Source organism: Neobacillus sp. (assembly GCF_031988165.1).
Lineage (GTDB): Bacteria > Bacillota > Bacilli > Bacillales > Cytobacillaceae > Neobacillus > Neobacillus rhizosphaerae.
Map to the genome: position 1 here is coordinate 11,720 of NZ_DALZYO010000013.1, position 13,034 is coordinate 24,753.

Annotated in this window: 9 protein-coding genes; 2 read left to right on the top strand and 7 right to left on the bottom strand. The window is 36.0% G+C overall.

Annotated features, from left to right (window positions below):
* Window positions 1-237: 237 nt before the first annotated feature.
* The 5 genes from RTR43_RS09445 to RTR43_RS09465 form a co-directional block, all read right to left on the bottom strand.
* Entirely contained in the window at window positions 238-3,921 is a 3,684-nt protein-coding gene (locus tag RTR43_RS09445; protein ID WP_312471361.1) for a S8 family serine peptidase, read from the bottom strand.
* Between the two features lie 327 nt (window positions 3,922-4,248).
* The gene (locus tag RTR43_RS09450; protein ID WP_312471362.1) at window positions 4,249-4,869 is read right to left on the bottom strand and encodes a TasA family protein; all 621 of its coding nucleotides are present in this window, start codon (window positions 4,867-4,869) and stop codon (window positions 4,249-4,251) included.
* Window positions 4,870-5,837: 968 nt separating this feature from the next.
* On the bottom strand, window positions 5,838-7,082 hold the full coding sequence (locus RTR43_RS09455; RefSeq protein WP_312471365.1) for an aminopeptidase P family protein: 1,245 nt from the start codon (window positions 7,080-7,082) through the stop codon (window positions 5,838-5,840).
* Between the two features lie 172 nt (window positions 7,083-7,254).
* Window positions 7,255-7,914: a PspA/IM30 family protein gene (locus RTR43_RS09460; RefSeq protein ID WP_312471366.1), complete on the bottom strand. Its 660-nt coding sequence runs from the start codon at window positions 7,912-7,914 to the stop codon at window positions 7,255-7,257.
* Window positions 7,915-7,934: 20 nt separating this feature from the next.
* Complete coding sequence (locus tag RTR43_RS09465; protein ID WP_312471367.1) at window positions 7,935-8,282, bottom strand: lmo0954 family membrane protein; 348 nt, start codon at window positions 8,280-8,282, stop codon at window positions 7,935-7,937.
* Window positions 8,283-8,553: 271 nt separating this feature from the next.
* On the opposite strand from RTR43_RS09465, the gene RTR43_RS09470 reads away from it, so the two are divergent.
* A complete protein-coding gene (locus tag RTR43_RS09470; RefSeq protein WP_312471369.1) occupies window positions 8,554-9,618 on the top strand; it encodes a sulfite oxidase in 1,065 nt (354 codons plus the stop codon).
* A gap of 167 nt (window positions 9,619-9,785) precedes the next feature.
* Entirely contained in the window at window positions 9,786-9,989 is a 204-nt protein-coding gene (locus RTR43_RS09475) for a hypothetical protein (protein ID WP_312471371.1), read from the top strand.
* Window positions 9,990-10,133: 144 nt separating this feature from the next.
* Here RTR43_RS09475 and RTR43_RS09480 read toward each other — a convergent pair whose 3' ends face one another.
* The gene (locus RTR43_RS09480) at window positions 10,134-11,249 is read right to left on the bottom strand and encodes a cysteine desulfurase family protein (protein ID WP_312471373.1); all 1,116 of its coding nucleotides are present in this window, start codon (window positions 11,247-11,249) and stop codon (window positions 10,134-10,136) included.
* Between the two features lie 135 nt (window positions 11,250-11,384).
* Window positions 11,385-12,416 (bottom strand): threonine aldolase family protein, encoded by a 1,032-nt coding sequence (locus tag RTR43_RS09485; RefSeq protein ID WP_312471375.1) that lies wholly within the window; start codon window positions 12,414-12,416, stop codon window positions 11,385-11,387.
* Window positions 12,417-13,034: the final 618 nt, after the last annotated feature.

Sequence of the window (13,034 nt, forward strand, 5' to 3'; positions counted from 1 at the left end):
TTCTATATATAGAACACTTAATTAAATTATATAATAAATTAACCAAGAAGTATACGTTTGAAACCACATTTTTTAGTGATATTTATTCAATATTAGGACTCTATGTATCCTTTCGGTTCGTCGATTGGTTTTTACCTCGATTTCACTTTATTTTCAACAACCTTGAATTTTATAATTTTCCAAACCACTAAAAAAACGACAGCATATCTGCTGCCGTTTCCGAACTTATTATATTCGCTATTTTTTATTTTTCCCAATCACAACAAAGCTTGATAGGTCAGCTGTTTTGAAGTCGATGGATCCTGACAAATATGTGCTGTTTAATGCTTTTAATGAACCATTACCTTTATTAAACTCGTTAACTTCTACTTTCTTGAAGCCTTTCGCTGTAGAAGCATTAACAGGTAAACGGACATCTACCGCATCTTCAAGTGCTGTCACATAAGTCCAATTTCTTCCTTTTTCAGTTTTGAAAGCGAATTGATAAATATCTGTTATCGCTTCATCTGTAGAAGAAACTGGTACTACTGTACTGTTATCAAGACTAATTTCCAAGTATACCCTATCAGATGCAGTATTGCTTAATTGTGAGAGTACTTTTGTGGGAAGCATCATTTGAACGCCACCTGAAACAAAGGCCACTGATTTTTTAGATTGTATTAAATCTGTCAAAATCGATGGGGACAATTCTACTTTTACCTTATTTTTAGATTTTGAGAATGTTGGACTTGCAAGCACAACTACACTAGAAGTGTTTTTAATTTGTTGGGCAATATCTTGGTCAGTGACAACCATTTTAGCTACTTGCGGGTCTTCCTTCACTGTAACTGTTACTTCTTTAACAGCGGAGTTTTGTGCGATATCTGAAATATTAAACTTCAATTTGTATTCTCCAGCTTTTAATCCTGCAATTGGAATTGCAAATGAGCCATCTTGCGCTAAAGTAACTGGTTTCGTTTCTAATACTTTGCCATCTTTGTCTTTTAGTTCATACGTAGTCGTTAATTTGTCGTTAACATTATAATTTTCCCCAAATACCGATTCAACTACATCTTTGAAATCAATGAATTTATCCTTAATTGAGCCTTTAAACTCAAAAGCGGATTCTTCAATGATATCTCCTGTAGCTGGGAGGACAAATTCAGGAGCTTTCGTTTTAACATAAATTGGACCAAGCCAATCTGCTGCAACAACTGCTGTTTGAGCTGAGTTTAATGTTGTTAAATCAATGGTATATACACCATCAGGTACATTCACCTTTTTACTTGTTCCCCATTCAGTGATACTTCCATTAAACGCAACCGTTTTTGCTCCTGTTGTTGTTGAACTAGAAGCCACTAAATATCCTAAATATCCATCTCCATAGAACCCACCATCCTGATGGGCAGCATCCCAAAGTTCTATATAAGTTGTAAATTGACGATCATAAAACTCATAACGAACGGTTGTACTATCTAATTTCCCATCACCATTTGGAGAAATAACCTTGCTGTCAATGGAGTAGCTCTTAATCCCTGCTGGTGGAGTAAAGTTTGCTGCAAATGGTAATATTAACTTTGTTTTCCCATTGGTAAGGTGAATATAACCTAACATTTCATTACCCGTTGTCCCTGCACCTTTTGGAACATTTAACGTTACTCTTAAGGCTTTCTCACCTGAACCATCTAAAGTAAATGTTGACTGATCTACAGTAACAGTTGCTCCAGCCAATGCACCCGTAGCTGCTTTCGTTACTTGGACATTAACTGTGTAATCACTTGCGTTACCGGTTAGATTCTTTACTTTAATATCTCTAGTGACACTTGAAGCATTGTTAGCGTTCGTTGCAACATTGCCGAAAGTGACGGTCCCTTTAATATTGTCGTATGTTTTTGAAGAAAAAGTTGTCTTGTCAATCGCGTAGGCTAATGCCTCTGTTGTAACTGCTTGAACGGGTTGAACACGTCCTGCTCCTTGGGCAAATACATCATATTTTGATACATCTAATTGTTTTGAAGTATTGGAGAGTGCTACTTTAATATCAAATGGAGTCCAATCTGGATGCTCTGACTTAAGTAACGCTGCAATACCTGTGATGTGTGGAGTAGCCATACTTGTTCCAGTAAATCGCTCGTAGGCTTCAGTGTAATCTGCATTAGGGTAGTCCTTTTTATACGCTGGAATAGATGACATGATATCCGTTCCAGGTGCAGAAACGTCAGGTTTAAGATCGAAATTCGGGTTAGACGGTCCACGTGAACTTGAGCTATTAATTTCGTCCCCAGCAGTAAGTCCAGACGTGAAATTATTGAAAGTAACGGTTGCTTTTTTCGTTTGTAAGGCTGTTCTTAAGGCATTTCCATCTGTAGTCGACATATCAAATGTTGGGAGGAAGGAGAAGGAATCGCCTAAGAATACCCCTGTAGGTCCATTCCCGTTTGCCCCGCCGTTATTTTGAATGATCGTCGCAATCGCACCGGCTTTTTTAGCAGCAGCAATCTTATCGACAAATGCAATACCACCACCACGAGAAACGAATGCTACTTTTCCTTTTACATTTAATCCAGCATAATCAGCATCCACGCCAAAATTTGGTACAGAAACAACATCATAAGTACCTGTTAAAGTTGCAGCTGGGTCAACTCCAAACTTCCATCCCATTAAATTAAGATTATAAGATGCAGGAGATGAACCTTCTAGGGTTATATTCACTTGACCCTTCATCGTTGTTTCAGGAATGGTTGAGTTACCAACCGAAATAGCAAAAGCTGCTGTTGATGGACTTCCAATTGTCCCCCGGTTTGGACCATTGTTACCTGTTGCAACAACTGCTGTTACTCCTGCCAATGCTGCATTATTAATCGCAATAGCATCTGATAAAGTTGCGCTATTGCTTGCACTACCTAAGGATAAGTTAATAATATCCATATGTTCTTGAACTGCTTTTTCAATTCCTGCGATAATTCCAGAATTAGAGCCACTCCCATACGCTCCTAATACACGATAGGCATATAGTTCTACTTTCGGTGCAATTCCTTTAATTCCATAAGGATTTTTACCTTGAGCAGCAATGGTACCTGCTACGTGAGTACCGTGTTCAGTATAGAAGGGATTGCCAGTTGTTGGATCAACTTCTGGTTTATTTGCTGGTCGATCAACCGGTGTGGTTTCGTATGGATCATTATTTGCTCGATTGCGAGTATATTCGGTAGCTTTAGATTGATCGATAAAATTGTATCCGCCTTTATAAACACCTTCAAATTCTGGATGGTAATAGTCAATACCGGTGTCAAGTACGGCTACTTTTACATTTTTCCCTTCATAGCCCATTGACCAGACTTGTGGAATACCAAGGAATGGATTACTACTACCTATCGCTTGAGTTGCAGTAGCTTCTTTTGAAGGTTCACCTAAAGCATGAACCTCTGTATCTGGCTCAATACTTACAACACCTTCCACTTTCAAAAGTTTCTTTAATTCTTTTGCCGTTAACTTAAGTGACATCCCATTAAATACTTCACTATAAGTAAAGCCTTTTTTATGTTTAATGCCTTTATTTCCTAACTGCTTTTCAAATTTATCTTGCTGAGATTTTATGTTCTTTTTAACATTTTCCCTATCCGAAGCAGTGAATGATTTTCCCTGGACCTTTTTGATTCCTTTTTCAAGTGCAACAGGGTGTTCTGATAATTGGACAATAACGTCTACCTCTTTATCACCATCAATATTTTTTAAATCTGGTGATAATGTTGGCTCTTGATTTAATAATGACTCTTGCTGGGCGATCAGATTCTTCATTTGAAAAATGCTTTCATTGCTCGTTTGCGATCCTTTTGGATTCAATCCATTTTCAGCAGAAGCAAAAATAGGTGTTAATAATGAAAAAACAAGTGTAAAAATTAGTAAACTACTAAAAACCTTTCCAGACTTTTTTCTCTTCAATACAATTCACCTCTCCAGCCCTTTTTTCGTAATAAAAGCACCATTGGAACTTAATAACGAACAAAAATAGTCTTTTTCTCCCTTCTCTCAATTTCTAGACACTACAAAATGTCCAATTTTAATATTATCAAAAAAATTAAAATATTCAATAATCAAATTGATAATATTTTAGAAATGATTATTTTTAGTTAATAATCAACAATATCAGGATTCACTGACGATTTTCACAATAAAACAAAACTTTTAATAGACCCAAAACAAAATAATTAGAAATATACAGATTAAAAAAGTGGGTTAAGACCCACTCTTCTTTCTTTGATTTATTCTTTATCTTTCTTTTCCTGCTGGCTGAGTTGCTTCAAATGTCCATTTAAGGCTTAGAGAATCTCCTTGGAATTGATTTTGATCTTCTCCGTTATCAACAAATTGAAATTGAACGAAAAGCTTATCTTTGTCACCCTTTTTTAGGCCACCTATTTCTTCAAGATGTTCATGGAATATTCTGTTTTCAACTGCATCTGGTGTCATGGTTTGTAAGTCATGTAGCGTTGTCTGATACACTACTTGATCCTCAGGTAACCATGTGCCTAAAACGGCTTTATCTTGATTAAATAAGAAGTTAACGCGGATAAATTTCCCAAGGTCCTCGATATTAGGTGGTGCACCATCTTTATTAGTAACGGTATATTCAGTTTTTAAAAGCACCTTTGCTATATCTACAGTGCCATTATTCTTAAGTGTGAAAGATTTAGTGATAAAATCTCCAGGTATCAAATTTTTAATATTTACAATGCTTGATGGGTTTACACTAAGGTCTAGCGTACCCATTTCAAACGTACTGGTTGTTACTTCTTTGTCATTAAAAAAGGAATATGTACCTCCACTAATTAATGCCAATCCTAGTGCACCTGTTGCTGCTACTAACCCTAACTTCTTTTTAACTTTCATTTTCTTCCTCCTCATTTCCCCGATTTATTAAGGGGTAAAAATTTTTATATGAATTCCCTATTAGGAAATTCAACCAATTTCTTAAATCTAGTAGATGTAATTTAAGTTCAAATCGTTCAATATTAAGAACGATTTCTGTGAAAAAAATAAATAAATTTTTGAATTTTCGTTCTTTTTAAAGAATTAACTAAGTTGAGTATAGGACAAAATACCGATATTGAAAAATCCAAAAATTCGGCGCATTTCCCCAATTGAGAGCGTTTTCATTGCTTTTTGTCGTATATTCTCTTGTTTTCTTAATATTTCGTATTTTATAAAGAACTTTTCGTTCTTTATAATACCAATAATAAAACTAGATTTCTTTTTTCTCTATGGATCCAATGTCTAGCAATTTTAAAATCATCAATCTTAGTTTGCATAATATTATTATAGTATAGTTTGATTTATGGGAAATATTACACTATTAAGTGTCATTTTATTTTTAAGCAAAAGTAGTATGTTATAACTTTCCTATTTTACATCGCACTATATACTAGAAACTAAAAATACCTAATGTTATTAATCAGATAAACCACCATTTGATAGAAAACACGCAAATCGGTTAAGGGGGTGTATGAGGGGGGAAAAAAGGAAGATGAAACGATTGAAGCGAATAATAAAATCAAGGAGCAGTTTTATGGAAATGACAAAACAGACAATTCTCATCCTTTTCATGTAGACATAAACAATAAAAAGGAAAAAGGAGCCTATTTTGTATTCAATTGCATAAAATAGGCTCTACATTTTTAACGGTTTTATTTGAGTTTACGGATTCAAACTCACTATTTGTACATAAATTATTCACGTTATTACCGATTTGTTTCCTTGTTTGGCTTGTAATTTCAACTGTTCTATTAACTCTCAAATCATTTAGGCAATAGAAGAATGTTATGGAAGGATAACTATTCTCTTCTTTTTTTTAATATCTATTATTCATTCATAAATGCTTCAATTTCTTCAACAGATCGGATAATATCTTTTGAAAGAACTTCATGACCTTCTTCTGTAACTAAAATATCATCTTCAATCCGGATTCCGATTCCTTCTTCTTCGATATACAAACCTGGCTCAACCGTTAACACCATTCCAGGTTGTAGAATTAAATCCTTATAGCTACCAACATCATGTGTATCTAGACCAAGAAAGTGGCTGACTCCATGATAGTAATAATTTCCGATTTCACTTTCATCCTTAATCAATCCAACTTTGATGCACTCTCCGGATAGAACTTTCTTGGTATGCTCATTCAGTTTTGCATATGGAACACCCGGTTTTATCAGTGCTGTCGTTTCCCTTAATGCTTTTAAAACAATATTGTAATAGGTTTTTTGTTTCTCAGTAAATTTACCATTAACAGGAAATGTAAAGCTTATATCAGCATTGTAATAGTTATATTGTGCTCCTAAATCAAGAAGGACAAGGCTTCCCTCCTCAATGGCAGCATCATTTTTATCATAATGTAGAATCGTACCGTTTTTTCCACTTGCTACAATCGTAGGAAAAGCATAATCCTTTACACCTTCTGAGGTAAGAATAAAATCAAAATAGGCTTCAAGTTGATATTCTTTTTTTGCAGATTTCGCATGGCACATGATATTTTTTATACCTTTATAGGTTATATCAATAGCCTTTTTCATCTCTTCGATTTCTTCAGGTGTTTTAAAAACGCGTAGCTCACAAATGTCCGGATAAACATTTTTCAATTGCAGGAATGGATAATTCGCCTGGAGTTTACTTGCAAATTGTTGGGCTTTCGACGTTATTTGGTCTAACTCTCTTCTCTCTAGATCTAAATATACATTCGTAAACGAGGTGGTAAATAGAGTTCGAGACAACAAGGATTCAAATTGTTCGATAAATTGGATATTCCCTATTCCGGAGATTTCCTCAGCTTCTTCTTTTGAAACTGTCTTTCCGATCCACTTTTCTAATACAGGGTCTGATTTTTCGATAAAAAGTGATTCTTCTACCTTATTATTTATTTTATAGGCTAAAAAAATAATATTGGGTTCGTTCATACCTGTTAAATAATAAAAGTTACGATTTGGTACAAACGTGTAAGCCTCATCTGCAGATTTTTGTGGCGCTTTTCCTGCAAACAAAACAAGCAGTGAACGATCTTCTAACTTCTCATATAAACGATTACGATTATTTGTATAAAAATCCTTAAACATTTTCTTACCTCTCTTCTAAATGAATAAGTTACTAGATTAACTATACTATAATTTGAAAAAATTCAAACTAATTTAATCTTATACAAAAAAACAATCCCACTTTTTTCCTAGAAAAAGTTTGGTTAGACGAGAAAAAAGACAGTGATCGCAAATTATCACTGCCCTTTCAAGTTTATTCTTTTATAAGATTTAAAGAATGGGATTCCTTACTATTCATTTCTTTTTCTAACTGCGCTATCCGATCATCAATAGTGCTGCGGCAGAAAGTACTATTCACTTTTTGTTCCAAACGGTCAAGATAGCTCTCAATGTCCTTGAACTTTGAGTAAGAATGATTCGAGTAGGTGTCAGATTCCAACACTTTGTTCATACCGATGTTAGCTCGTGTAGCATTTTCCCGGCCCATTAATTCCATTCGGCGAAGATGCATATCCTTTAATTTTTGTTTCATTTCTTCATGTTTTCTTTCTAATTCACGTAATTGTTCGGTTACTTGTGCTAGTGAAGCATTTAGGCGCTGGGCACGCTCTGAATATTGTTGCTGCTCAGCTGCTGCAAATTGATAAAGCTCTGCTTCTCCTGCTTTGGAGGCGATTTCCGCCTGGTACTTTCTTTTTTCAGCTACCTCTTTTGCTTGACTATACTCTCTCGTGAATTCATCCTTCAAGTGGGATTGACGTTCCAAAAGCTTGCCAACCTTCTCCGTTTCCTGCTCACATTGGCGGAGATATTGATTAAGTAAACCAATCGGATTTTGTTTTTCCTTTTGATGAAGTGTTTCATTTAAATCAGCAATAATGACCTCTTTTATTCTGGTAAAAATGTTTGTCATGTTTATTTTCTCCTTTTATACTAGTATTTTTTTAAATCATTCCATTGTTTTTCAAAACTAACGAATGGATCCGATTCATTTTTTACTGCCGCCCGTTTGTTAATGTTCCAATTTTTATATACAAGGTAGAGTACATAAGCGGCACCTACTCCAATAAGAGCTGGTAAATGGTGAATGGATGCTGAAAGTACCATTAAGCCGATGATGATTAACCCGATCTTCCATCCTGTTGAGTCGGTCTTTAAAAACTGTTTAAAGATGAAGTATAGAATTACTAGACTAATCAGTAACCCTACCATTGGCCCAATCGTTTTGAGTAAGATGATGGCTGCAAGGCCTCCTGCTAAAAGCAACGCAAATTTTTTCATTTTATTTCCTCCCTTATTTCGCTAATCATTAATATTTCTTTATCTTGATATCATCTTACCTTTTTTCTAATTGTTTCATAATTGCGCTTGAGCTTGATTTTTCTATCGGACCTAAGACGTAGAGGTTGTCGGACTATCAAAGCAAGAGTGTTTTTTTGTCATTTTAACTAACTAAAAAAGCAGAGAAAAAGGAGGTGCCTGGCACGAATTGGATTTATGGATAAAATTCTTATTTGGCTAATACATATTAGAATAGAGAGGAGGATATTTTTTGAATCCAAGTAAACACGATTTTTTAGTAAAACCGCACCTGATTACCCGAGGGTTAAGGCCAGAAAATCAGGAAACACCTATTCATTTTCTGGAAGCTAATGAAACCCCAATTTCACTGACTTATCGAAGAAATCATTTTCCATATCCCCTACTTTCAATTCAGTCGTACTTTCTCACCATCAAAGGCTCTGTAAAAAACCCTGTTACCTTGCATTACAATCAAATTACTTCTATGCCCTCTCGATCCGTGACCACCTTAATGGAATGTTCAGGAAACAAGCGAGCCTATTTCGATCCAAAAGTATTTGGTGAACAATGGACTGAGGGGGCCATAAGTCAAGGAAATTGGAAAGGGGTATCACTCTCCACTCTCCTAACCATCACAGGAGTCAACAACGGAGCACGTGAAATTGTTTTTCAAGGGGAAGATTCAGGTGTTAAGAATGGAAAGCATGTTCAGTTTGAGAGAGGCCTTCCGATCGAAAAAGCCTTAGATCCGAATGTAATTGTCGCCTGGGAGCATAATCAGAAACCGATTAGTCCAAAACACGGTTTTCCGTTTCGATTAATCGTTCCAGGCTGGTATGGTATGGCCTCAGTAAAATGGCTAAAAACCATACATGTAATTAATCATCCTTTTTCCGGTCCTTTCCAGACAGATGATTATGTTTATTATCCTCATAAAGAGCAGAATGAAGGTTCATTTCCTGTGACCACTAACCATATAAATTCCGTCATTCAACAACCGCTTGATCGGCAAAAACTTACACCTGGACAGCATGAAATAACGGGTCTAGCTTGGACTGGCGAAGGTGTTATTACTTCTGTGGAAATTAGTTTAGATAACGGAGCAACTTGGAAAACTGCTATCCTTCAAGACACTCCTCAAAAATACCGATGGGTGAAGTGGTCTTATTCCCATGTTTTCGAAAAAAATCAAGACTACAACATCACGGTTCGTGCCTTCGATTCAATTAGCCAATCACAACCTGATGAAGCTTTTTGGAATAGGAATGGTTACGGCTATAATAAGATTTCACAGATAAACATACAAATTGAATAATAGCTTTCATACCTATGGAGATAGAACCTTTTTCTAGGGTTACTATGAATGAACACCGGTGACTGGTCCGGTGTTTTTTTCTAATTATTAAGGAGAAATTAATAAAATGGTTCATATACAGTAGAATGGAGAAAATACAAGCGTATTGGATAAGGAGGTGTATGAAGGTGAAAAAAGAAGAAAATGAAACAGTAGAGGCAAATCAAAAAATGGATGATTTATTTAATGACTCTGGGTCCAGGAACATGATTGGGGATTCCGAGAATGAAACTGCCAATCACAAAATCCAGGAGCAGTTTTATGGAAATAACAAAACAGTCAATTCTCTACCTTTTCATGTAGACATCAACAATCCACCAATAAAAAAGTAAAAAGGAGCCTTTTTTGTGCTCAATAGCATAAAAAAGGCTTATATCTTGACGATTTTTTTGAATTTCCCTAGGAGTGTTTTTAGGGCTACTACTTTTTCAACCAGTCCGTTAGAATTAAAACTGAAAAGATGTTCTATATATTTTCTACATTATTTCAATTAACCATTTAACAACATGATCAATTTCTTCCTTCGTGGTGTTTCTGCCTAAACTAAATCGAATGGCCCCCATCCCAACTTCTTCAGGAACATCCATCTCTTTTAGAACGGGAGATAATTCAATACTTCCAGCATGACAGGCAGATCCAGTTGAGGCAGCTAAATCAGGGATTGCAACTAACAATTCTTGGCCTATTTTTCTAACAAAACTTACATTCAATGTATTAGGCAACCGTTCCACAGGATGTCCATTCAATATAACCTGTTCTCCGAGCTCATCCTTTAATTGCCTCCAAAAATAGTCGGTCAAATTCTTTATTTTTTGATTTCCTACCTGTTTATGAGCGATTTCACATGCTTCTCCTAATCCTACAGCCAATAATGTATTTTCTGTCCCTGCACGAAGCCCAAACTCATGCCCAGCTCCATGAATGAGTGGTTCCAGTTGGATTCCATCTCTAATATACAATGCACCAATTCCTTTTGGAGCATAGAGTTTGTGCCCCGCGATCGTAAGCATATCTACCTTTAGATCATTCACATTGACAGGGACTTTTCCAAGGGATTGAGATGCATCTGTATGAAAGGCAATCCCATATCTATCAGCTATTTCACCAATCTCATTGATCGGTTGTAACGTACCTACTTCATTATTGGAGTGCATAATCGAAATCAGAATCGTTTCCCTTGTGATTGCCTTTTCTATTTCTTCAGGTGAAACTCTCCCATACCGATCAACGCCGACATAGGTTACCCTTGCCCCGACTTGTTCAAGGAATTTACAAGGATTTATTATAGCTGGATGTTCAATTTTTGAAGTAATGATATGTTTTCCTTTATTTCGATATTTAAAATAGAACCCTTTTAATCCGAGGTTATTTGCCTCACTTCCACCACTAGTAAAAATGATTTCTCTAGGGGAACACCCAATTAACTCGGCAACTTGTTCTCTAGCTTTATGTAATAATCCTTTAACCGGTTTCCCTGACCAATGTAGGGCTGAGGGATTTCCATAATAGTCATTTAATAGAGGTTTCATGACATCTACTACTTCAGGAGCCAAAGGTGTGCTAGCATTGTAATCAAGATAAATTTTTTCCATCACCCATTCATTCCTTTCCACATATTAACCAGAAGGCATTATCCGATTATTAATCATTCGAATTATCTACTATTCTCCTAATAATAGTCCTCTTTTTACCATTTTTTTCATTTTTAGACATATATAAGAATGGCTCTAATATATAATTCCCTTTTTCAAATCAGCAATTAATGCGTTTACCGCGTCTTCTTTTGTTGCCCATGAAGTGACTAGGCGAATAGCAGAGTGATCGGCATCGACCTTTTCCCAAATATGAAAAGAATACTTCCTTTGGAGTTCGGTAATGACCACATTCGATACAATCGGAAAGATTTGGTTTGATGGCGACTTGGTCAGAAACTTAATATTTAGTTTGCTTAATTCTACTCTAAGCATTTCTGCCATCTTATTGGCATGCATGGCCAAATCGAAGAACAGATTGTCCCGGAAAAGTTCAAGAAACTGGATGCCCAAAATTCTCCCTTTTGCAAGAAGAGCACCTCTTTGCTTCAAATGGTATCGAAAATCCTCCTTAAGCGAATCATGGCAAATAACTAAAGCCTCACCTATTAGTGCTCCATTCTTAGTTCCCCCAATATAAAAAGCATCGACCAGTTCTGGGAGATCGCTCAACTTAAGGTTATTTTCTCCCGAACAAAGAGCTGAGCCTAGTCTTGCACCATCCATGAACAAAATAAGATTGTTCTCGTGGCAGAAATCTCTTAATTGTTCCAGTTCGTTCTTCTTATAAATGGATCCTATTTCTGTTGAATTTGAAATGTAAACTAGCTTAGGCTTTACCATGTGCTCATCCGTATGAGCGTCGAGTACTGGAATTAAGAGTGAAGGGGTAAGTTTCCCATCTTCTGCTTCAATAGAGATGATTTTATGTCCTGTGGCTTCGATTGCACCCGTTTCATGCCCAAGAATATGGCCTGTACTAGCAGCCATGGCGGCCTCATGTGGTCTTAAGAAAGCGGCAAGAGCGGTAAGATTCGTTTGTGTTCCGCCTGATAACAAGTGAATATCAATGTCATTCTGCTCTATTCTTTCCTTTAACAGTTCTACCGCTTTTCTGGTATATCGATCTTCCCCATACCCCTCTTCCTGCTCGAAGTTGGATTCTATTAAAGCATTCAATATCCTAGGATGTGCACCTTCACTGTAATCGTTCTTAAAACTGTACATTTGTTTGCCCCCATATTATTTTTTAACATTGTATCATCAATTTCATCGTAACATATCAATTGTCGACTCAAAAAAACAAATTTACCATTTCGATTTTGAATTAATAAAGGGACCATTCAATTTGAGAATGGTGCCTAGCAGGTTTTTTCATGCAGGTGATAAACCTTTTGAGGAGAATCACTATCTAGGAAACAGAAGATGAGAGCCGATGGCTCTCTATTTCTATGTTATGAACCACTAATACTATTCTATTTTTCGTCTACATAGAAATAGAATCTAATAAGAGAAATCATGAGAGATCAACTAAGAGGAACAGAACGATGAAAAACAAATTACGTAACTAACAGGAGCATCACTCTTTTTTGCTCCTCCAACTTTTGCCTTTACCTTTAAAAAGTAGAGGAATCCTGACAAAAGTTTCAAAGGAAACCAATTCTAGTTTACAAGAGGTATCAAGACTTAACCAACAATCTAAAAATTAAAAATTTGGCAGCTACATTTAAAAGGATCAATAAAAAGGAGAAATACAAAAAGACTGCCTCATTGACAGCCCTCTCATTATTAAGATAGCACATCGCTGATTTTAACAATCAAGCTATACTCCGGAAGGGAAAACCT